The following is a 20,761-nucleotide window of genomic DNA, read 5'->3' as shown; positions in this document are numbered from 1 at the left end:
AGAAGGTTTACGTTTCGCGATTCGCGAAGGTGGCCATACAGTAGGCGCTGGTGTTGTTACAGCTATCGAAGCATAATCTGACTGAAAGATTATCTATATAAACCGTGCAATCAAGGAGCGGCAAACTTGCCGCTCTTAGGTTGTGTATAAACTATGATATAGAAGGTTGCCCTCGCGAGGGAGAATTTCTATGGAGCAGTTCATTCTGGAAATGGACGAAGGGAGATATATAACAATGGCAAAACAACAAAAAATCCGTATTCGCTTGAAAGCATATGATCACAAAGCATTGGATCAAAGTGCTCAACGTATTGTAGACGTTGCAAAACGCAATGGCGCATTGGTTTCTGGACCAATTCCATTGCCTACAGAAAAAAACATTTTCACGATTCTTCGTTCTCCACATGTTAACAAAGATTCTCGTGAACAATTCGAAATGCGTACACATAAACGCTTAGTAGAAATTATTGAACCAAATTCGAAAACAGTAGATGCAATCACTCGCCTTGATTTGCCAGCTGGTGTATCTATTGAAATAAAATTATAAGAAATAAGGAGGTGCGATTATGTCTAAAGCTATTTTGGGTAAAAAGTTAGGAATGACTCAAGTCTTCACTACTGAAGGCAAACTAGTTCCTGTCACTGTAGTGGAAACTACACCTAGCGTAGTAGTGCAAGTAAAAACTGTTGAATCCGACGGTTACAATGCAGTACAGCTTGGATACGGTTCCATTAAAGAAAAACATTTAACTAAACCTGTAAAAGGCCAGTTCGATAAAGCCGGCGTTGCGCCAGTTAAATATCTTCGTGAACTTCGCCTTGCTGAAGCAACTGATTACACAGTGGGCCAAACTCTGGCAGCTGATATCTTCGCAGAAGGTGAGCTAGTAGATGTTGTGGGTACAGGTAAAGGTAAAGGTTTCGCTGGTACAATTAAGCGTCATAACTTTAGCCGTGGTCCTGAAACTCATGGTTCCAAATCTCATCGTGAACCAGGTTCCATCGGTCCAATGATCTCCGGTGGCGGCGGTAAAGTATTTAAAGGTAAAAAACTTCCTGGACAAATGGGTGGTGGCAGAGTTACTGTACAACGTCTATCTGTTGTAAAAGTTGATACTGAACGTAACCTTTTATTAATCAAAGGTGGCATCCCTGGTGCTAAAGGTAGCCTAGTGATGGTTCGCAACACAGTAAAACCTGTTAAATAACTAATTGTCGAAAGGAGGATACATAATGCCAACAGTAACTAAATACAACATGTCCGGCGCTAAAGTCGGCGAAATCCAGTTGAATGATGCAGTATTCGGTGTTGAAGTAAACGCTGCTGTTATGCATCAAGCCGTAGTTCGTCAATTGTCTAACGAACGACTTGGTACACATGCAACTAAAACTCGAGGAGAAGTACGCGGTGGCGGTAAAAAACCTTGGAGACAAAAAGGTACAGGCCGTGCTCGTGCTGGTTCTAGCCGTTCCCCAATTTGGGTAGGTGGTGGTATCACTTTTGGTCCACAGCCACGTAGCTACTATAAAGCTATGCCTCGTAAAGCTAGACGCTTAGCAGTTAAATCTGCATTATCTGATAAAGTAAATAACAGCGAATTGTTCGTAATCGACGAATTGAAATTAGCTGCACCAAAAACTAAAGAAGTATTAAACATTCTTAATAACTTCCAAGTAGGTGACGCAAAAGTTCTTTTCATCACTGATGGTGATGTAAATGTGGAATTATCTGCTCGTAACATTCAAGGTGTGAAAGCTCTTCCATACACGAACATTAATATCTTCGATTTATTGCATCACGACAAACTCTTCATCGCTGAAGGTGCTATTGCAAAAATTGAGGAGGTGCTTGGATAATGAACAAATTTGATGTATTAATTCGTCCAATCATTACAGAAAAAACAACTTTGTTAATGCAAGAAAACAAATACACTTTCCAAGTTCCTTTGAATGCGAACAAAGTAGAAATCCGTAAAGCTGTTGAATCTATCTTCAACGTAAAAGTAGAAAAAGTAGCCACTATCCGTGTATTAGGAAAAACTAAACGCATGGGTCGCACAATGGGTAAACGTAGCGATTATAAAAAAGCTATCGTAACTCTAAAAGCTGGCGAAACTATTGAATTATTTGAAGGTGTATAAGAGTCTAGTAAGGAGGCCCAATAATGGCAATTAAATCATTTAAACCGTACTCCGCTGGTCGTCGGTTTATGACAGTGTCTGCCTTTACTGAAATTACAGCAAGCAAACCTGAAAAATCCTTGCTCGCAAAAGTAACTTCTAAAGGTGGTCGTAATAACACTGGTAAAATGACAGTACGTCATCAAGGTGGCGGTCATAAACGTCAATACCGTATTATTGACTTCAAACGTACTAAAGATAATATCCCAGCTCGCGTAGCTACAATCGAATACGATCCTAACCGTAGTGCTCGTATTGCATTGTTAAACTATGCAGATGGTGAAAAACGTTATATCATTGCTCCACATGGTCTTAAAGTGGGTGATGTAGTTTACTCCGGTCCTGAATCCGATATTAAACCAGGTAATGCATTACCATTGGCTAATATCCCATTAGGTACTCAAGTACACAACATCGAAATGAAAATCGGTAAAGGCGGACAAATCGTTCGTTCTGCTGGTACTTCCGCTCAATTAATGGCGAAAGAAGGCAACTATGCATTACTTCGTTTACCATCTGGTGAACTTCGTCGTGTACGCGTAGAATGCCGTGCTACAGTAGGTGTTGTATCTAACATTGACCATGAAAATATCACTATTGGTAAAGCTGGCCGTCAACGTTGGTTAGGCATTCGTCCTGGCAACCGTGGGGTTACAATGAACCCTTGTGACCATCCTCATGGTGGTGGTGAAGGTAAATCTCCAGTTGGTCGTAAACATCCTGTTACACCTTGGGGTAAACCAGCTCATGGCGTTAAAACTCGCGACAAGAAAAAAGCTTCTAGCAAGTTAATCGTTAAACGTCGTACAAAATAGGATATAGGAAGGAGATATAACAGTGTCCAGATCAATTAAAAAAGGCCCTTTTGTTGCAGAATCTCTTCTGAAAAAAATTGATGCCTTAAATGAAACTAATGATAAAAAAGTAGTAAAAACCTGGTCCCGTGCATCTACTATTTTCCCACAATTTGTAGGCCATACGATTGCTGTGCATGATGGTCGCAAACATGTACCTGTATTCATTACAGAAGATATGGTAGGTCATAAATTAGGTGAGTTCGCTCCTACACGTACTTATAAAGGTCATGGTAAGGACGAAAAATCTACAGGCAGAAAATAGGAGGATTTAACATGGAAGCAAAAGCAATCGCTAGACATATTCGTATTGCGCCTCGTAAAATCCGCATTGTTGCAGATTTAGTGCGCGGTAAAAACATCGGCGAAGCATTTGCCATCTTGAAGTTTACTCCGAAAGTTGGCGCCGATGTAGTAACTAAAGTTTTGACATCTGCTATTGCAAATGCAGAACACAATTTTGATATGAATGTAGATAATCTTTATGTGTCCGAGATCTTTGTTGATCAAGGCCCAACAATGAAACGCATTCATCCTCGTTCCCGTGGACAGGCTTTCAAAATTTTGAAACGTTCTAGCCACGTAACAGTAGTTGTTAAAGAAAGAGCTTAATCGAAGGAGGGAAACAGAGTGGGTCAAAAAGTAAATCCACATGGCTTGCGTGTTGGTATCGTAAAAGATTGGGACGCAAAATGGTATGCTGATAAAGATTTCGCATCTAACCTTCATGAAGACGTAAAAATTCGTACTTTCTTGAAGAAAACACTTTTCATTGCTGGTATTTCCCGCATTGAAATTGAGCGTACAAATAAACGTATTAAAGTAACTATCCACACAGCTAAACCAGGTATGGTTATTGGTAAAGGTGGACAAGGTATCGAAGATATCCGTAAAGAGTTAAAACGTTTTACAGATAAACAAATCGATGTAAACATTGCTGAAATTAAACAAGTAGACATGGAAGCTCAACTTGTTGCTGAAAGCATTGCTAGTCAATTGGAACGCCGTGTAAGCTTCCGTCGTGCAATGAAACAAGCAGTAGGTCGCACTATGCGTTTAGGCGCTAACGGTATCAAAGTAATGGTATCCGGTCGTCTTGGCGGTGCAGAGATCGCTCGTAGCGAATCTTACCGTGAAGGTTCCATTCCACTTCATACACTTCGTGCAAATATCGACTATGCAACAGCAGAAGCACATACAACATATGGTTGCATCGGTATTAAAGTATGGATCTACAAAGGTGAAGTTTTGCCAGAAGCTAAACAAACATCTAAAAAGGAAGAAGGTGACAACTAATGCTAATTCCAAAGCGCGTAAAACATCGTAAACAATTCCGCGGTCGTATGAAAGGCCGTGCAATGCGTGGTAACAAAGTTGCTCATGGTGATTTCGGTTTAGTAGCATTAGAGCCATCTTGGATCACAAACCGTCAAATCGAAGCAGCCCGTATTGCTATGACACGTTACATTAAACGTGGTGGTAAAGTTTGGATTAAAATTTTCCCTGATAAACCAATCACTGCAAAACCAGCAGGCGTTCGTATGGGTTCCGGTAAAGGTTCTCCAGAAAAATGGGTAGCAGTAGTTCGCCCAGGACGTGTAATGTTTGAAATGAACGGCGTTCCAGAAGTAGTGGCTCGCGAAGCTATGCGTCTTGCAAGCCATAAACTTCCAATCAAAACGAAGTTCGTTGTTAAGGGTAAAGAATTGGGTGGTGACGTAAATGAAGGTTAATGACATTCGCAATTTGAGCGCTGCCGAGTTGAACACTAAAGTTTCCGAATTGAAAGAAGAGTTGTTTAACCTACGTTTTCAACTCGCTACTGGTCAATTAGAAAATCCAATGCGTATCCGTGAAGTTAAAAAAACTATCGCTCGTATCAAAACTGTACAACGAGAAGAAGAAATTAAAGGTAACGCATAATAACAAATTTTGTTTGGATTGAATAGGAGGCTTAAAGTCGTGGCAGAAGTAAGAAATGTACGAAAAGCACGTGTAGGTAAAGTTGTAAGCAACAAAATGGACAAAACAGTTGTTGTACAAATCGATCGTAAAGTACCTCACGAATTATATAGCAAGCCAATGGTAACAAGCAAACGTTTTAAAGCTCATGATGAAAATAACGAATGCTTAGTTGGCGATATCGTAAAAATCGTAGAAACTCGTCCATTATCTAAAGATAAACGTTGGAGAGTTGTAGAAATTATTGAAAGACAAAAATAATCAGTGATGTAAGGAGGAAAAGTCATGATCCAGCAACAAACAATTTTGAATGTTGCCGATAACACTGGTGCGAAACGCATTATGTGCATCCAAGTGATGGGCGGTTCTTACCGTAAATTTGGCAATATTGGTGACGTAATCGTTGCTTCTGTAAAAGATGCATCACCCGGTGGCGTTGTCAAGAAAGGCGACGTTGTAAAAGCCGTTATTGTTCGTTCTAAAAAAGGCATCCGTCGTCAAGATGGTTCCTATATCCGTTTCGATGAGAACGCTGCTGTAGTTATTAAAGACGACAAAAGCCCTCGCGGAACTCGTATTTTCGGACCTGTAGCAAGAGAACTTCGTGAAAAAGATTTCATGAAAATTATCTCCCTTGCTCCAGAAGTGTTATAAGAAGGAGGAGCTCAACATGTCCCAAAAACTACATGTTAAAAAAGGTGATACAGTTGTTGTTATCTCCGGCAAGGAAAAAGGTAAACAAGGCGAAATCATCGCTGTTGATATCAAAAAAGAACGAGTAACTGTAAAAGGTCTTAACCTAGTTAAACGTCATACAAAACCTAGCCAAGCGAACCCTCAAGGTGGCATCATTGAAAAAGAAGGTACAATCCATGTATCCAATGTAATGGTGTTAGATCCTGAACAAAAAGTTCCAACTCGTACTAAAAAAGTTGAGGAAAATGGTTCTTTAGTTCGTGTAGCTGTTAAAAGTGGCGCTAAACTTTAATTGATAAGGAAAGGAGGTCTTTTACAAAATGTCTCGTTTACAAGAAAAATATACTTCTGAAATTAAGAAGGCTTTACAAGAGAAATTCCAATATGGCAACGTAATGGAAATTCCTAAATTAGAAAAAATCGTAATCAATATCGGCGTAGGCGATGCTGTTGGTAACTCCAAAGCATTGGATGCAGCTGTTAAAGATTTAGAAATTATCGCTGGTCAAAAACCAGTCGTAACTCGCGCGAAAAAATCCATTGCGAACTTCAAAGTTCGTGAAGGTATGCCTCTTGGCACAAAAGTAACTCTTCGTGGCGAACGCATGTATGAATTCCTCGATAAATTGATTAATGCGGCATTGCCTCGCGTGCGTGACTTCCGTGGTATCAGCGCTAAAGCGTTTGATGGTCGTGGTAACTATGCATTGGGCCTAAAAGAGCAATTAATCTTCCCTGAAATCGAATACGATCAAGTAGAACGAGTAACAGGTATGGATATTATCTTCGTAACAACAGCTAACACTGACGAAGAAGCTCGTGAATTATTGGCACAATTCGGCATGCCTTTTGAAAAATAATTAGGAGGAAACGATAGATGGCTAAAAAATCTATGATCGAACGTGAGAAAAAACGTGCACGTATCGTTGCAAAATATGCAGCAAAACGCGAAGCGTTAAAAGCAGCAGGCGATTATGAAGGTTTATCCAAATTACCTGCCAACGCATCCCCAACACGCTTGCACAACCGTTGCAACTTAACAGGTCGTCCTCATGGTTATATACGCAAATTCGGTATTAGCCGTATTGCGTTCCGTGAATTGGCGTACAAAGGACAAATCCCTGGCGTGAAAAAAGCTAGTTGGTAATAGGATAACGAGAGGAGGTTTTTAGAAGATGGTAATGACAGATCCGATTGCGGATATGCTGACTCGCATCCGTAATGCAAACTCTGCACTTCATGAAACAGTTGAAATCCCTGCTTCTAAAATGAAGGCTGCTGTTTTAGCTATCCTTAAAGACGAAGGTTTCGTTAAGGAAGTTGAAACAATTGAAAATGAAAAACATGCTACTTTAAAAGTAACATTGAAATATGGTTCTAATAATGAAAAAGTAATTACCGGTATTAAACGTATCTCTAAACCAGGTCTACGTGTATACGCGAAAAAGGAAGAACTTCCTCGCGTACTTGGTGGTTTAGGTATTGCAGTTATTTCTACATCTAAAGGCATTATGAGCGACAAACAAGCTCGTAAAGAAGGCTTAGGTGGCGAAGTAATCGCTTACGTTTGGTAATCATAGCAATAGGAGGTAGAAAGAATGTCACGTGTCGGTAGAATGCCTATCGAGATCCCAGCTGGCGTAACAGTATCTCAAAACGAGAATACGTTAACAGTTAAGGGTGCAAAAGGTGAATTAACTCGTACTTTCCATCCGGATATTAACATTGCTGTTGAAGAAAATGTAATCACAGTAACTCGTCCTAGCGATGGAAAAGAACACCGTTCTTTACACGGTTTAACTCGTGCTCTTGTTGCAAATATGGTAACAGGCGTACATGAAGGCTTTACTAAAACTTTAGAAATCAATGGCGTTGGTTACAGAGCGGCTAAGCAAGGTAACAAACTTGCTTTAACATTGGGCTTCTCCCATCCAGTAGAGATGGAAGCTCCTGCTGGTATTACAATCGATGTCCCAGCTCCTAATAAAATCGTTGTTTCTGGTGCTGACAAAGAAGTTGTTGGTGCAGTAGCAGCTGATATTCGTAAATGGAGAAAACCAGAACCTTACAAAGGTAAAGGTATCCGTTACGAAGGCGAAGTTGTTCGTCGTAAAGCAGGTAAAGCTGGCGCTAAAGGTAAGTAATAACAGTTTACATTAGAAAGGAGTGGACATCTTGGCAGGAACATCCAAACGCAAAATTGCTCGTGCAAAACGTCATTTACGTTTACGTCGTCACATTTCCGGTACGGCTGCACGTCCTCGCTTGAACGTATATCGTTCTTTAAGCAATATTTATGCTCAAGTCATTGATGACGTAGCTGGCAAAACATTAGTATCTGCTAGCTCTCAAGATAAAGAATTAAATCTTTCCTACGGCGGTAACGTAGCTGCTGCTAAAGCAGTTGGTGAAGCTGTTGCGAAAAAAGCAATTGCTGCAGGTATCGATACAGTAGTATTTGACCGCGGTGGTTACATTTATCATGGTCGTGTAGCAGCCCTTGCAGAAGGTGCTCGTGAAGCAGGCTTAAAATTCTAAGAAGGAGGAACTATAGACATGGCAAGAATTGATTACACAACTCTTGATCTTAAAGAAAGAGTAGTATTCATCAACCGCGTAGCCAAAGTTGTTAAAGGTGGTCGTCGTTTTTCCTTCAGCGCCCTTGTAGTTGTTGGTGACGGCAACGGTCATGTAGGTGTTGGCTTAGGTAAAGCTGCGGAAGTACCTGATGCAATCCGTAAAGGCATTGATGATGCTAAGAAAAACCTTATTCATGTTGTTATTAAAAATGGTACAATCCCTCATACAGTTACAGGAACATTCGGCGCAGGTCGTGTATTCTTGAAACCAGCTGCAGAAGGTACTGGAGTTATCGCTGGTGGCCCAGTGCGTGCCGTATTGGAATTAGTTGGTGTTCGTAACATCTTGACTAAATCCTTAGGATCTTCTAATCCTAACAACATGGTTCGCGCAACACTAGAAGGTTTAGCTCAATTAAAACGAGCTCAAGACGTAGCTGCACTTCGTGGCAAAACTCTTGAAGAAATTTACGGTTAATAAGGAGACCAATAATGGCACAAGTTAAAGTAACATTAACAAAAAGCTTAATCGGTCGTCCTGCAGATCAACGTGCGACTGTTAAAGCTCTTGGATTGAAAAAAACTAACTCCCAAGTAGTTAAAGAAGTGACACCTCAAATCGAAGGTATGCTTCATAAAGTTAGACATTTAGTAAAAGTAGAAGAAGTATAATAGATAAGGAGGTGCACGAATGAAACTTCATGAATTAGCTCCGGCTGCAGGTTCCAAAAAAACTCGTACTCGTGTAGGTCGTGGTCTTGGATCCGGTTTAGGTAAAACTTCCGGTCGTGGTCAAAAAGGTCAAAATTCTCGTAGTGGTGGCGGTGTGCGCACTGGCTTCGAAGGTGGCCAAATGCCTCTTTATCGTCGTTTACCAAAACGTGGTTTCAAAAATATCTTTGCACTTCAATATGCAGAAGTTAATGTATCCCAATTGAATCGTTTTGAAGACGGTGCAACTGTAGATCCAGTAGCTCTTATTGAAGCTGGTATTTTGAAAAACGTACGTGATGGTATCCGTATCCTTGGTAACGGAACTTTAGAACGTAAATTAACTGTTATCGCTAACGGATTTACAAAATCTGCAGTAGAAAAAATCGAAGCAGCAGGTGGAAAAGTAGAGGTGATCTAGGGTGCTAGATAGCCTCTTGAATATCACAAAAGTAACGGAATTACGCAACAAAGTAGTTTATACATTACTTATGTTCATTGTCTTTCGCTTAGGTATCCATATTCCGGTACCTGGCGTAGAGGCATCTGTTATTGAAAGCTTATTCACCAGTGGTAACTTATTTGGTTTGCTAGATTTGTTCGCCGGTGGTGCGTTAAGTAAGTTCTCTATCTTTGCAATGAGTATTACTCCTTATATCAATGCATCAATCATTATGCAATTGTTAGGAGCCGTAGTACCAACATTTGAAGCATGGAGTAAAGATGGAGAAGAAGGGCGTAAAAAAATTGCTAAAGTAACACGTTATGGTACAGTAATTCTTGGCTTTATTCAAGCCTTTGGTATGACTTATGCATTACGTGCTAGCAACGCACTTATTGATAATAGCTTCATGTCTGTAATTCTAATCTCTATTATTTTGACAGCAGGAACATGTTTCTTGATGTGGGTAGGAGAACAAATTACAGCTCATGGCATAGGTAATGGTATTTCTCTCATTATCTTTGCTGGTATCGTGGCGCGATTCCCTGATGGGGTTCAAACCATTTACCAGTACCTACAAGTAGGTACAATTAATGTATTTCAAGCGATTCTATTTGCTATCATTGCGGTAGCTATGATCGTTCTTGTAATTGCTGTGACACAAGGCCAACGTCGAATTCCTATTCAATATGCTAAACGCGTAGTAGGACGAAAAATGTATGGTGGTCACTCAACATTCCTGCCGTTGAAAGTCAATCAAGCAGGGGTTATCCCAATTATCTTTGCGTCATCCATATTGATGTTCCCAGCCACATTGGCACAATTTGTACAAGTACCTTGGGTACAAACAGTTGCAAGTTATTTCCAATGGGGAACGCCGATACAAACTATTTTGTATGCTGTGTTGATTTTATTTTTTACATACTTCTATACAGCTATCTCAATCAATATTACGGATATGGCAGATAATATGAAAAAACACGGTGGTTTTATCCCAGGTATTCGCCCAGGAAAACCGACTGCTGACTATGTAGACCGAGTAATGACTCGAATTACATTAGTAGGTGCATTTTTCTTAGCTTTCGTTGCAATCTTACCAAATATGATTGGTGGATTGACAGGTATTCAAGGTGTGTACTTTGGTGGTACAGCACTACTTATCGTGGTGGGCGTAGCATTAGATACAATGCAACAAGTAGAATCTTTAGTATTAACACGCCAATATAAGGGCTTTGTGAAATAGGAGATTATGATATGTATATTTTATTAATGGGACCTCCAGGTGCTGGTAAAGGCACGCAGGCAGCTCGTCTGATTGAAAAATATGGTATCCCTCAAATTTCTACAGGTGACATGTTCCGTGCCGCTGTAAAAGAATCTACTCCATTAGGATTAGAAGCTAAGAAATATATGGATGCTGGACAATTAGTTCCAGATAGCGTTACCATTGGCATCGTTCGTGAACGCTTGTCCAAGGATGACTGTAAACAAGGTTTCATTTTAGATGGCTTCCCTCGAACAACAGCACAAGCTGTTTCTTTGGATGCGATTTTAAAAGAAATGAACATCGTTCTTGATGCTGTACTTAATTTAAGTGTTCCCTCTGAAGAGTTGGTTCGACGCATCAGTGAAAGAGCACGTCTTGAAAATCGTGATGATGACAAACCGGAAACAGTACAGAAACGTCTTGCTGTATACGAAGAGTCTACTAAACCATTGATCGATTACTATCGTAATAGTGGTCAATATGTAGAAATCAACGGCTTACAGGATGTGGACACAGTATTTGCAAATATCGTTACGGCTTTGGAGAAATAATCAATGATTATTTTTAAATCGCCCGAAGAAATTGAGCATATCCGAAAGGCATCTCAACTGACAGCAGCAACGTTAACCGAGCTTGCTAAACTAGTTAAGCCGGGTGTTTCAACGCTTGAGTTAGACCAATTTGCCGAAGAATATATTCGCAGTCATGGAGGAGTTCCAAGCTGCATTGGTTACTATGGGTATCCAGCAACTATCTGTGCTTCCATAAATCATGAAGTGGTACATGGGATTCCAAGTGCATCTCGTATACTAAAAGATGGCGATGTCATCAGCATTGATTTAGTATCATCTATTAATGGATATCATGGGGATTCTGCTATTACTGTTCCAGTAGGAGAAGTAAGTCCTAAAGTCTATGCATTACTAAAAGTTACAGAGGAATGTCTTTTCAAAGGGATTGAACAAGCTGTAGCGGGTAATCATGTAGGAGATATTTCCCATGCCGTACAATCTCATGCAGAACGTCATAGATATGGTGTTGTGCGAGATTTTGTAGGACATGGTTTAGGAAAAAGCATGCATGAAGATCCACAAGTTCCAAATTATGGTACTAAGGGCAAAGGTCCAGAACTTAGACCAGGAATGGTCATCTGTATTGAGCCAATGATTACTATGGGCACGCACAAAGTAAGAGTTCTTGAAGACAACTGGACTGCGGTCACAATGGACCGTAAGCCAGCTGCTCACTTTGAACATACCATTGCCATTACTGAAAATGGTACTGAAATACTTACTATGCGTGATACACCGAGGTTAATACAATAACCAGTAACCGGAGGATAAAAGATATGTCAAAAGAAGACGTTATTGAAGTGGAAGGTACGGTCGTTGAGGCACTACCAAATGCTATGTTCCAAGTTGAATTGGAAAATGGGCATGTGGTTTTGGCTCATGTGTCAGGTAAAATGCGTATGAATTTTATCCGTATCCTTCCTGGTGATAAAGTTACTATGGAACTGACACCATATGACTTAAGCCGTGGTCGCATCACCTATCGCTTTAAGTAAGCATAGGATCCACAAAGGAGGTACTTATGAAGGTTAAACCATCAGTTAAAAAGATATGCGAAAAATGTAAAATTATTAAACGTAAAGGCCGTGTAATGGTTATTTGCGAAAACCCAAAACATAAACAAAAACAAGGATAATTGATAGGAGGTGGATGAATAGATGGCACGTATAGCCGGTGTAGATTTACCACGTGACAAACGTGTGGAAATTGGTTTAACTTATATTTACGGTATCGGTCTTACTCTTTCTAAAGAAGTATTAGCAAAAACTGGTATCAACCCAGATACTCGCGTTCGTGATTTAAGTGAAGATGAAGTAGCTAAAATCCGTGAACTTCTTGATGCAGAGTATAAAGTAGAAGGTGATCTTCGTCGTGAAGAAGCACTTAACATTAAACGCTTAATTGAAATCAACTCCTATCGCGGTAAACGTCATCGTATGGGACTTCCATGTCGTGGTCAACGTACGAAGACAAATGCTCGTACTCGTAAGGGTCCTCGTAAAGCAATCGCAGGTAAGAAGAAATAATAAAGGAGGGATATTGTGGCTAAGAAAACAGTTAGATCCAAAAGAAAAGAAAAGAAACATATCGAATCTGGTGCAGCGCATATTCGCTCCACTTTTAACAACACTATCGTTACAGTAACAGACGTAAACGGTAATGCTCTTTCTTGGGCATCTGCTGGTGGTCTAGGTTTCCGTGGTTCCCGTAAATCCACTCCATTTGCAGCACAAATGGCAGCTGAACAAGCGGCAAAAGCAGCTATGGAACACGGTCTTCGCACTGTAGAAGTATTTGTTAAAGGTCCAGGATCTGGTCGTGAAGCAGCGATTCGTGCGTTGCAAGCAGCTGGTCTTGAAGTAACAAGCATTAAAGATGTGACTCCAATTCCTCATAACGGCTGTCGTCCTCCAAAACGTCGTCGCGTATAATCTGAGCTATATACTTAGAATAGTGACAAGTTTTAGAGGAGGGTATACCTGATGAGCGAAGAAAAAAAACTTAGAATCGAGAAAGTAGTAATGACAGAAGATGGCCGCTACGGTAAATTCGTATGCGAGCCATTGGATCGTGGTTATGGTATTACTCTCGGTAATAGCTTGCGTCGCATTTTGCTTTCATCCTTAGATGGAGCAGCAATTACTTCCATCAAGATTGACGGAGTACTTCATGAGTTCTCTACGATTGAAGGTGTTCGTGAGGATGTATCCGATATTATTCTGAACCTTAAACAGTTGTGCATTCGTCTTGAAGATGAAGCACCTGTACCGATGGATGTACATATCGATGTTCGTAAAGATGGAGTATTAACAGCAGGTGACTTGATTCAATTCATGCCTCCTGAAGTCGAAGTCTTAAATCCAGAATTGGTAATTGCTACAATGGATGAAGCAGCTCATCTTGTAATGGATGTGCGTATCGAACGCGGTAAAGGATATGTACCATCTACTAAGAATAAACGTGAAGATGATATGATTGGTCAAATTCCAATTGATTCTATCTTCTCGCCAATTCTAAGAGCAAAATATGAAGTCAGCGATGTCCGCGTGGGCAACGAAATGGACTTTGATAAGCTTACTTTAGAAGTTTGGACAAATGGTTCTATTACAGCATCTGATGCAATTGCTAAATCTGCAGCAATCATGATTTCCTATCTAGGAAACTTTACTCGACTAGCTCATTCTCATGATATGATTAATGTAGGGGAAAGTGAAGCAGAATTAACAGGTGAAAATGGTCAAGAAGGTGGCGATATTGATGCTGAACCTAAAGGACCAACGACAATTCCTATTGAAGATCTTGAGTTGTCTGTTCGTGCTTTCAATTGTTTGAAACGCGCTAACATTCATACTATCGGTGACTTAACTGGTAAATCAGAAAACGAATTAGGAAAAATCCGCAATTTAGGGAAAAAATCTGTAGAAGAAATTCTAGAGAAATTACAATCTTACAATGAGAGTAATGATTCCTTAACATCTCAAAGCGAATAAGAGGAGAAAGACTAATGGCATACAGAAAATTAGGCCGCAACAGTTCCGCTCGTAAAGCGTTGTTCCGCGGTATGGTAACATCTCTCTTCGTACATGAACGCATTGAAACAACAGAAGCAAAAGCAAAAGAGCTTCGCAAATATGTTGATGAAATGATTACATTAGGCAAACGTGGCGACTTACATGCTCGTCGTCAAGTTCTTGCTTTTCTTATGAACGAAGATGCAGTAAAAAAATTATTTGATGAAATTGCTCCAAAATATGCTGAGCGCAACGGTGGTTACACTCGTGTAATCAAACTTGGCCTTCGTAAAGGCGATGCAGCTCCATTAGCTATTCTTGAGCTTGTATAATCAACAGCAATCTGGTTGTGATAGGATGAGTTTTACTCATTCTGTTGCAGCCTTTTTTGCTTTTCTATGGCATATAGAGGCTCTATCTAATAGAGAACCGTTTATAGTCAGATAGCGGGATTTTTGGGTTTTGTAACATATAGTATAGAGGCGAAATAAAATGAATTGAATACATGAAAATAGCGACTCTGTCCGGTGGGATGGAGTCGCTGTTTTAGTATTAATTAAATTGTGTTTCGTCCACTTCAAAGAAACCAAAGTATTCCATACGTCGAATCATTTCTTCGTAGAAAGCAAGGATCATGGTGTATTTGTTGGATTGTTGTAAGGCTAGAGGGCTAATGCTTTCTTCTGTCATAGCCTCGTAGATTTTGCACATCACATCATGTTTTGTGGTTGGCTTGCTGAGGAGTTTCATGAACTCTAAATCTTCTTCGTTGAAATCGGAGATAGGGTCATTGTAGCGATTGCCAGGGTAGATGTAGGCATTCACCCCTTCTTGTGGCATAATCTCTACAAATGGAATATAGCGCTCAGGGATGTAGCTTTTCTTCTCTTCAAAAATATGATGTTTGAAAGGATGCTCTGTTTCCAATACAGACAGGCTGATACCGCCTTGAATGATGTGTTCTACTAAGAACTGATATAACAATGGCAAGCACATATCAGGGATGGTATGCTCTCCTGTATAGGTTACTAATGTGTTGTGTTTCAGATAGAAATGAGGACCCTCTTGTTGGAATAAATCTACTAATGCTTTTGTTGCAGAGCTATCCATCCGTTTTGCTAAGTTTTCAAAGATTGGCTCTAAATGTTCCGATGGAATGCGAAGAGTGAATAGGAATTGCTCCAAGCTGTGTTGGAAGTCTGCATCTGTGACAGATGTTTCGGTGATGCGTTTTGGTGTAGCCCCTTTGTGGGTGAATAAGGATTTGCGGAATGCTGTGTTCAGCATAAAATCGATGTACTGTTCTCGTGCCAATGGATCATGTGGAGCTAGCTCCTGTAATTGCGTGCGCAATATTTCGTCATACACAGTAGGGAATGATAAATTCAAATCGCAGTCGCAGAGGTAGGTAAATCCATGCTCTGCCATATGGTCCATGCATTGGTGAAAGTACACTGGTGTGTTCACTGGCTCTAAATGGTCATGGCCTACATAGCAATCTTGCTTTTGCAATATTTGACGTAAGGACTGCAAAAATGATGTCTGTTGGTTTTTTACCGTATCGTATTCAAGCATGAGAGCGCCTAGCTTACTCGCCACCGTTTTACCGTGCCGCACTTTTTCGCGATGGTTCAAGGTGTTGATATCTTTGTTGGCAAACTCTAAAAGGGCACGCACACTGTCCATCTTATGCCAACCTGGGTAGGTATTATAGGACATGTACAAAATACCATTCTCCGCGAGGTGTTTTTTACAGAGGCGAAGGAAATTGTTTTTCGTTTCCTCGTCCACCCAAGAATAAAAGCCATGAGCGATGATGTAATCGTAGGTGCCGAGGTGGTGGTGACTTTCATTCACATCACCTTCTAATAAGTCAAGGTTTGTGATGCCCAATTGGTCAATATAGGTCTTGCCTACACTCACTTGGGTGGGGGCAATTTCGATACCTGTGAAAGTCGCCTGCGGATAGAACAGGGCTTGGGAAATTAAATTGCCGCCGTAGGAAGATCCGACTTCCAAAATGCGAGCTGTGCTAGCAGAGGCCGGTGAAAGTCCTAATAGACGAGCGTAACTTTCAAGGAAGGGAGCAGACGCATACGGAAAGGGCTGAGATAAATACCCTAAGTCAGCGTAGATTTCTTTGGCCTGCTCTTTAGTCATTCGTGTGTTGTATCGCATAAAAACTCCTTTATTCTCTGAGATGTCATCATAGTTACTCACGGGTTATAGTGAGTGGTTTATTTCATATAGTTATATAGCTATAAGTATATCAGAAATAGGATGATTTATATACTGTATACTGATGATCAGGTAGTATTAAAAAGGGTGTAATGGAATGTACTAATTTTAATACCCTATACAATGTGACGCATGTGATATAATTGTAATAGAATCTATATAACGTGTCCCTACTTAGGGATTAGGGACGATGAGGAGTCATATGAAATATATTAAGGAGCCTTTACAATTAGACAATCTTTTGGAGTTTTGGCTAAACTTTGAGGGGGAAGAACGGGTCTTTTGGGTGGACCGTCAAAGTGATCGTGTGGTGGTAGGCGCCAAACGATTGGCGGTGGTACAAGATGATATCGACCGGGAACAATATGCGTACGTATTTTATGGGGGCACTTTCTTTCCTACTGTAAAAGATAAAAAATGGAGCAACATGGGCCATGAAATGGTGGCTTTTACCCATTACTATATCGTAGAAAATGGGGAGTCCTTTTACCTGCATGCAGGGGAGGGCGTAGATATACAGCGCCATAAGATTGAGCGCGTAGACCATACGTTCACAGAAACTAGTGATGATAAACAAGATTGGGATACCTTGATGGATGCCATTTTGACAAATATTCATGAAGGGCGTATGACAAAGGTGGTTTCTTCTCGTGAGGTAGAATTTACCAGCCCTACAAAGTTTGATGTGGTGAGTATATTAGACCGTTTGGTGGAGAACAACCCGAATTGCTTTATTTTTGGTTATGAAAAAGAGGGACGTACCTTTGTGGGGGCATCCCCTGAAATTCTCGTGCGCCATCGAGGGGATGAAATTCTAAGCTATGCTTTGGCAGGAACAGCACCGAAGTTTGGTTCTAAGGCGTGGACGAAAGAGCGATTCCTAAATGATCATAAAAATCGGGTGGAGCACAATATTGTGCGAGATCGTATTGTGCATACGATGCGACAAGTGACAGAGGATGTGACCGTAGGGGAAACGGGCATTATGGAGCTTTCACGGCTGTATCATTTGCGGACCATTATCACTGCTAAGGATAGTACGAAGTCCCTTATCGAATGGGGCCAATTATTACATCCTACACCAGCCTTAGGGGGAGAGCCACGAGAACTGGCAATGGATTTACTGGCGAAGTATGAAGCCCATGAGCGCGGCATGTATGCGGCGCCCTTTGGATTTATGAAAGACATGGGGGATGGCATTCTAGTGGTTGCCATTCGGTCTGCCCTTATCATAGATAACCGACTCTATGCCTATGCAGGATGCGGTATTGTGAGCGAATCCAATAGCGATGAAGAGTACGAAGAAACCATTAATAAAATGGGCACCATATTGGATGCATTATAGGATGAAAAGGAATGTTGAGCAATCAGCATTCCTTTTTTGTGTTATGAATTCATGATTATGTATGTGAGTTAATTATGAATGAGATAGGGGCGTCTAGGTGTTAGATAGATGCCCAGTGCAACTCATATGGATACGTACAGAATCTAAAAACAATGGTATAATACATAGTAGATAGTCACTATTAACTATAACGTAATACCACATATTGGTATGGGAGATACGATATGAATGAATATATAGCAAGTTTGGTGGATGAGTTATACCAATTAGGGGTGCGCCATGCGGTGTTCAGCCCTGGTTCGCGGTCCACTACATTAGCCATGCTTTTTCAAAGCCATGGAGGCTTTCACACGTATATGAATATTGATGAGCGGTCCGCTGGGTTTATGGCATTGGGCATTGCCAAAGCGCAAGGCGAACCAGCCGTATTGGTGTGTACATCGGGGTCTGCCTTGACTCATTATGGACCGGCGGTGGTGGAAGCCAAGCACAGTGGTGTGCCTATGATTATTTTGTCCGCTGACCGTCCGTACACCTTGCAACAGGTGGGGGCACCGCAGACCATTGACCAACAGAAATATTTTGGCACCGCCGTGAACTATTATGAGGAATTGTCTGTGCCTAGTGAAAGTCACTATTACACGTACCCTCGTCAAGTGGCACGCCGTGCCTATTTGAAAGCGAATGACCACAAACTGGGACCGGTACACATCAATGTACCTTTGTTTGAGCCCTTGGTGCCCAATCGTGAGGAAGAGTATTTTAAACAGGGGCGCAGTGCGAAACCATTCCGACTTGTGAAACATCAGGAGATAGCATCATTGGCATCGTTGCTGGACGGAAAACGAGTGCTCATTTTGGGCGGTCCGTCGGTTACGAACCCCAAAGTGGTGGTGGACTTCGCCAATCGGATTGGCGCTGTTGTCATCGGTGATCCCTTATCTAATTTGCGCCAATATGAGGGCGTGATTAGCACCTACGATGCTTTCTTGGCTCATCATGAACGATGGGAGGAATTGAGACCTGATGTGGTCATCCAATTGGGACAAATCCCTGTATCAAAACGGATTCAACAATGGATGGGGACCTTGACGGACATCGATTATATTACCGTTAGCCCTAATGCAGATGTGGTGAACCCTAGCTTGACAACTACCATACATGTGATGGCGAGTGTAGAGGTATTTGTAACAGAAGTATATCGTGGCTTATTTGCTGTATTGGGTCTAGGTAGTAGAATAGGAGATACAGTGCAGGGATTATTAGATAAGAGTGACGCGGAAGGCGCTAGCTCTTATAAATTTGGACTGGAACAGGACATCACAGATATCAATCATCGACATAGATTAGAGGAATCTAACACAGCATATACTTGCTATACAGTATCGGATCTAGAGTATGTTAGAGTATGGCAAGGTATCGAATCTAACAGCCGTGAACAATTAGACAAAGTCCAAGAGGAACCAAATCTATTTGAAGGCCGTACCATTCACATGTTACAACAAATGATGCCCGATGAGGGCCAACTTCTGGTGGCGAACAGTATGTCTATTCGTGATATGGACTATTTCTGGGCCACTGGACGTTCTCAAGCTATGGTGTGTGGAAATCGTGGCACCAATGGTATTGATGGGACTGTGTCTACGGCGTTAGGGCTTAGCACGAATGGAAAACCAACGGTGATGGTTACAGGAGATTTAAGTTTCTTTCACGATATGAACGGTTTAGCCATTGGAAAGACACATGGTATGAACTTGACCATCATTTTACATAACAATGATGGAGGCGGGATTTTCCAATACTTGCCACAAAAAGGGACGGATGATTTTGATTACCTATTCAACACACCGCAAGGCATTGATTACAGTGGCTTAGCGACTATGTATGGCTTAGACTATGTAAAAGTCACTACGAATGCAGAGTTAGAACAGGCGATGCAACAGTATATCGGCACAGAGGGGATTCACCTCATTGAAGTACCTACCTCTAAAGAAAGCAGTCGTGAGTTACACAAGGTCTATCGGGTACAATAATATGAGACCAATGATTCAAGATATACGAACCTTAGATATGCAACGTATGCAGATCCACATAGGAGAATACTACTATGGGGTGACTGTAATGGGTACGGGAAAACCGTTAGTTTGTTTTCATGGATTTTCTGAATCTGGGTCTACCTGGGATGGAATTGAGGTCAGCGGGTATCGACTGATACGTATCGATAGTATGGGTCATGGTAGGTCGGCTCGACCTATGGAATTAAAACCTTATGAACTGCCTCAGATGCTCAGTGATTTGCATAGAGTTATCTATGCCGTAGCCGGTGAAAGATATGCTCTCATGGGGTATTCCATGGGAGCTAGGCTGGCCTTACTTTATGCCTTGGAGTACCCCCATGAGGTAACGCACCTCATCTTAGAAAGTGGCTCGGTAGGCATAGAAGATGAAGGGGGACGACAAGACCGCTATGTAGCCGATCAAGCGCTGGCTGAACGGATTCGTGCACATGATATCACTTGGTTTAGCGAGACTTGGGCTAAGCTAGAGATTTTCAAGACACAACAAGGTTTACCTACAAAGGTGCAACAGCAGATTAGAGGGCGGCGCTTGCTCAATAGCCCCCATGCATTGGCTTTCACCTTGGAAGGAAGTGGACAGGGGACGATGCCTTACGTAGGACATCGATTATCGGAGCTAACCATGCCCATTTGTTATATTAGCGGTGAGCTAGATGCAAAATATACAGCCATTGGTGCTAAATATTTTGGTGATGTTCATCGTATTGTACCGCAGGTGGGTCATAATGTACATGTGGAAGCACCAGAGGCGTATCGGCAAATTTTAAAACAATTTTTCCTATAATCGGAAGTATTAGTGAATGTGTGGATTATTTATACTCTTAGG

Annotated in this window: 35 protein-coding genes; 34 read left to right on the top strand and 1 reads right to left on the bottom strand. The window is 41.3% G+C overall.

Going from position 1 to position 20,761, the window contains the following annotated elements:
• The 31 genes from EO112_RS08430 to rplQ form a co-directional block, all read left to right on the top strand.
• Window positions 1-76, top strand: a 76-nt coding sequence (locus EO112_RS08430; RefSeq protein ID WP_164723757.1) for a hypothetical protein, incomplete at its 5' end; no start/stop codon positions are given.
• Window positions 77-235: 159 nt separating this feature from the next.
• Window positions 236-547 (top strand): 30S ribosomal protein S10, encoded by a 312-nt coding sequence (gene rpsJ, locus EO112_RS04060; protein WP_009353924.1) that lies wholly within the window; start codon window positions 236-238, stop codon window positions 545-547.
• 19 nt (window positions 548-566) lie between these two features.
• Window positions 567-1,208 (top strand): 50S ribosomal protein L3, encoded by a 642-nt coding sequence (gene rplC, locus EO112_RS04055; RefSeq protein WP_009353879.1) that lies wholly within the window; start codon window positions 567-569, stop codon window positions 1,206-1,208.
• 25 nt (window positions 1,209-1,233) lie between these two features.
• On the top strand, window positions 1,234-1,857 hold the full coding sequence (gene rplD / locus EO112_RS04050) for a 50S ribosomal protein L4 (RefSeq protein ID WP_009353880.1): 624 nt from the start codon (window positions 1,234-1,236) through the stop codon (window positions 1,855-1,857).
• Window positions 1,857-2,141: a 50S ribosomal protein L23 gene (rplW, locus tag EO112_RS04045; protein ID WP_009353943.1), complete on the top strand. Its 285-nt coding sequence runs from the start codon at window positions 1,857-1,859 to the stop codon at window positions 2,139-2,141. The genes rplD and rplW overlap by 1 nt, the downstream gene beginning before the upstream one ends.
• Window positions 2,142-2,164: 23 nt before the next feature.
• Window positions 2,165-2,995, top strand: coding sequence for a 50S ribosomal protein L2 (gene rplB, locus EO112_RS04040; protein WP_009353898.1), 831 nt, complete (start codon window positions 2,165-2,167; stop codon window positions 2,993-2,995).
• A 22-nt stretch (window positions 2,996-3,017) separates the two neighbouring features.
• Window positions 3,018-3,299 carry a 30S ribosomal protein S19 gene (rpsS, locus tag EO112_RS04035; RefSeq protein WP_009353934.1) on the top strand — a complete coding sequence of 94 codons (282 nt, stop codon included), beginning with the start codon at window positions 3,018-3,020 and terminating at the stop codon, window positions 3,297-3,299.
• A gap of 11 nt (window positions 3,300-3,310) precedes the next feature.
• The gene (rplV, locus tag EO112_RS04030; protein WP_009353926.1) at window positions 3,311-3,646 is read left to right on the top strand and encodes a 50S ribosomal protein L22; all 336 of its coding nucleotides are present in this window, start codon (window positions 3,311-3,313) and stop codon (window positions 3,644-3,646) included.
• A gap of 18 nt (window positions 3,647-3,664) precedes the next feature.
• Window positions 3,665-4,330, top strand: coding sequence for a 30S ribosomal protein S3 (gene rpsC, locus EO112_RS04025; RefSeq protein WP_009353925.1), 666 nt, complete (start codon window positions 3,665-3,667; stop codon window positions 4,328-4,330).
• A complete protein-coding gene (rplP, locus tag EO112_RS04020; RefSeq protein WP_009353916.1) occupies window positions 4,330-4,767 on the top strand; it encodes a 50S ribosomal protein L16 in 438 nt (145 codons plus the stop codon). The genes rpsC and rplP overlap by 1 nt, the downstream gene beginning before the upstream one ends.
• Window positions 4,757-4,957 carry a 50S ribosomal protein L29 gene (gene rpmC / locus EO112_RS04015; protein ID WP_009353915.1) on the top strand — a complete coding sequence of 67 codons (201 nt, stop codon included), beginning with the start codon at window positions 4,757-4,759 and terminating at the stop codon, window positions 4,955-4,957. Before rplP ends, rpmC begins: the two co-directional genes overlap by 11 nt.
• Window positions 4,958-4,996: 39 nt before the next feature.
• On the top strand, window positions 4,997-5,257 hold the full coding sequence (rpsQ, locus tag EO112_RS04010) for a 30S ribosomal protein S17 (protein WP_009353932.1): 261 nt from the start codon (window positions 4,997-4,999) through the stop codon (window positions 5,255-5,257).
• A 24-nt stretch (window positions 5,258-5,281) separates the two neighbouring features.
• On the top strand, window positions 5,282-5,650 hold the full coding sequence (gene rplN / locus EO112_RS04005; RefSeq protein WP_009353930.1) for a 50S ribosomal protein L14: 369 nt from the start codon (window positions 5,282-5,284) through the stop codon (window positions 5,648-5,650).
• Between the two features lie 16 nt (window positions 5,651-5,666).
• Window positions 5,667-5,984 (top strand): 50S ribosomal protein L24, encoded by a 318-nt coding sequence (gene rplX / locus EO112_RS04000; RefSeq protein WP_009353903.1) that lies wholly within the window; start codon window positions 5,667-5,669, stop codon window positions 5,982-5,984.
• A 28-nt stretch (window positions 5,985-6,012) separates the two neighbouring features.
• Window positions 6,013-6,552, top strand: coding sequence for a 50S ribosomal protein L5 (gene rplE / locus EO112_RS03995; protein WP_009353920.1), 540 nt, complete (start codon window positions 6,013-6,015; stop codon window positions 6,550-6,552).
• Between the two features lie 17 nt (window positions 6,553-6,569).
• Window positions 6,570-6,839: a 30S ribosomal protein S14 gene (gene rpsN, locus EO112_RS03990; protein WP_009353911.1), complete on the top strand. Its 270-nt coding sequence runs from the start codon at window positions 6,570-6,572 to the stop codon at window positions 6,837-6,839.
• Window positions 6,840-6,867: 28 nt separating this feature from the next.
• Complete coding sequence (gene rpsH, locus EO112_RS03985) at window positions 6,868-7,266, top strand: 30S ribosomal protein S8 (RefSeq protein WP_009353887.1); 399 nt, start codon at window positions 6,868-6,870, stop codon at window positions 7,264-7,266.
• A 24-nt stretch (window positions 7,267-7,290) separates the two neighbouring features.
• Entirely contained in the window at window positions 7,291-7,836 is a 546-nt protein-coding gene (gene rplF, locus EO112_RS03980) for a 50S ribosomal protein L6 (RefSeq protein ID WP_009353919.1), read from the top strand.
• A 31-nt stretch (window positions 7,837-7,867) separates the two neighbouring features.
• Complete coding sequence (gene rplR, locus EO112_RS03975) at window positions 7,868-8,230, top strand: 50S ribosomal protein L18 (RefSeq protein WP_009353882.1); 363 nt, start codon at window positions 7,868-7,870, stop codon at window positions 8,228-8,230.
• Window positions 8,231-8,248: 18 nt separating this feature from the next.
• On the top strand, window positions 8,249-8,749 hold the full coding sequence (rpsE, locus tag EO112_RS03970; protein WP_009353893.1) for a 30S ribosomal protein S5: 501 nt from the start codon (window positions 8,249-8,251) through the stop codon (window positions 8,747-8,749).
• A 14-nt stretch (window positions 8,750-8,763) separates the two neighbouring features.
• Complete coding sequence (gene rpmD / locus EO112_RS03965) at window positions 8,764-8,943, top strand: 50S ribosomal protein L30 (RefSeq protein ID WP_009353936.1); 180 nt, start codon at window positions 8,764-8,766, stop codon at window positions 8,941-8,943.
• A gap of 19 nt (window positions 8,944-8,962) precedes the next feature.
• Entirely contained in the window at window positions 8,963-9,403 is a 441-nt protein-coding gene (rplO, locus tag EO112_RS03960; RefSeq protein ID WP_009353906.1) for a 50S ribosomal protein L15, read from the top strand.
• 1 nt (window position 9,404) lies between these two features.
• Complete coding sequence (gene secY, locus EO112_RS03955; protein ID WP_009353878.1) at window positions 9,405-10,667, top strand: preprotein translocase subunit SecY; 1,263 nt, start codon at window positions 9,405-9,407, stop codon at window positions 10,665-10,667.
• Window positions 10,668-10,678: 11 nt separating this feature from the next.
• The gene (locus EO112_RS03950) at window positions 10,679-11,242 is read left to right on the top strand and encodes an adenylate kinase (RefSeq protein WP_009353894.1); all 564 of its coding nucleotides are present in this window, start codon (window positions 10,679-10,681) and stop codon (window positions 11,240-11,242) included.
• Window positions 11,243-11,245: 3 nt separating this feature from the next.
• Window positions 11,246-12,016, top strand: a complete 771-nt coding sequence (map, locus tag EO112_RS03945) for a type I methionyl aminopeptidase (protein WP_009353874.1) — start codon at window positions 11,246-11,248, stop codon at window positions 12,014-12,016.
• A 23-nt stretch (window positions 12,017-12,039) separates the two neighbouring features.
• Window positions 12,040-12,258, top strand: a complete 219-nt coding sequence (infA, locus tag EO112_RS03940; RefSeq protein ID WP_009353944.1) for a translation initiation factor IF-1 — start codon at window positions 12,040-12,042, stop codon at window positions 12,256-12,258.
• A 26-nt stretch (window positions 12,259-12,284) separates the two neighbouring features.
• Window positions 12,285-12,398: a 50S ribosomal protein L36 gene (gene rpmJ, locus EO112_RS03935; RefSeq protein WP_007391661.1), complete on the top strand. Its 114-nt coding sequence runs from the start codon at window positions 12,285-12,287 to the stop codon at window positions 12,396-12,398.
• A gap of 22 nt (window positions 12,399-12,420) precedes the next feature.
• On the top strand, window positions 12,421-12,789 hold the full coding sequence (gene rpsM, locus EO112_RS03930; protein WP_009353922.1) for a 30S ribosomal protein S13: 369 nt from the start codon (window positions 12,421-12,423) through the stop codon (window positions 12,787-12,789).
• Between the two features lie 15 nt (window positions 12,790-12,804).
• Window positions 12,805-13,194, top strand: coding sequence for a 30S ribosomal protein S11 (gene rpsK / locus EO112_RS03925; protein ID WP_009353912.1), 390 nt, complete (start codon window positions 12,805-12,807; stop codon window positions 13,192-13,194).
• Window positions 13,195-13,245: 51 nt separating this feature from the next.
• Window positions 13,246-14,253 (top strand): DNA-directed RNA polymerase subunit alpha, encoded by a 1,008-nt coding sequence (locus tag EO112_RS03920; RefSeq protein ID WP_062401164.1) that lies wholly within the window; start codon window positions 13,246-13,248, stop codon window positions 14,251-14,253.
• Window positions 14,254-14,267: 14 nt separating this feature from the next.
• Entirely contained in the window at window positions 14,268-14,606 is a 339-nt protein-coding gene (gene rplQ, locus EO112_RS03915) for a 50S ribosomal protein L17 (RefSeq protein WP_009353923.1), read from the top strand.
• A gap of 220 nt (window positions 14,607-14,826) precedes the next feature.
• Here rplQ and EO112_RS03910 read toward each other — a convergent pair whose 3' ends face one another.
• Entirely contained in the window at window positions 14,827-16,452 is a 1,626-nt protein-coding gene (locus tag EO112_RS03910) for a class I SAM-dependent methyltransferase (protein WP_062401162.1), read from the bottom strand.
• 262 nt (window positions 16,453-16,714) lie between these two features.
• Between EO112_RS03910 and EO112_RS03905 the strand changes: the two genes are divergently transcribed.
• The 3 genes from EO112_RS03905 (at window position 16,715) to menH (ending at window position 20,719) form a co-directional block, all read left to right on the top strand.
• Entirely contained in the window at window positions 16,715-17,857 is a 1,143-nt protein-coding gene (locus EO112_RS03905; RefSeq protein WP_127163019.1) for an isochorismate synthase, read from the top strand.
• A 224-nt stretch (window positions 17,858-18,081) separates the two neighbouring features.
• Window positions 18,082-19,890 (top strand): 2-succinyl-5-enolpyruvyl-6-hydroxy-3-cyclohexene-1-carboxylic-acid synthase, encoded by a 1,809-nt coding sequence (menD, locus tag EO112_RS03900; RefSeq protein ID WP_127163017.1) that lies wholly within the window; start codon window positions 18,082-18,084, stop codon window positions 19,888-19,890.
• A 10-nt stretch (window positions 19,891-19,900) separates the two neighbouring features.
• A complete protein-coding gene (gene menH, locus EO112_RS03895) occupies window positions 19,901-20,719 on the top strand; it encodes a 2-succinyl-6-hydroxy-2,4-cyclohexadiene-1-carboxylate synthase (RefSeq protein ID WP_127163035.1) in 819 nt (272 codons plus the stop codon).
• Window positions 20,720-20,761 lie beyond the last annotated feature (42 nt).

The sequence above is a fragment of the Veillonella sp. VA141 genome (assembly GCF_003992175.1).
In the GTDB taxonomy this organism is placed as follows: domain Bacteria; phylum Bacillota; class Negativicutes; order Veillonellales; family Veillonellaceae; genus F0422.
This window is presented reverse-complemented; position numbering and strand designations above follow the sequence as displayed.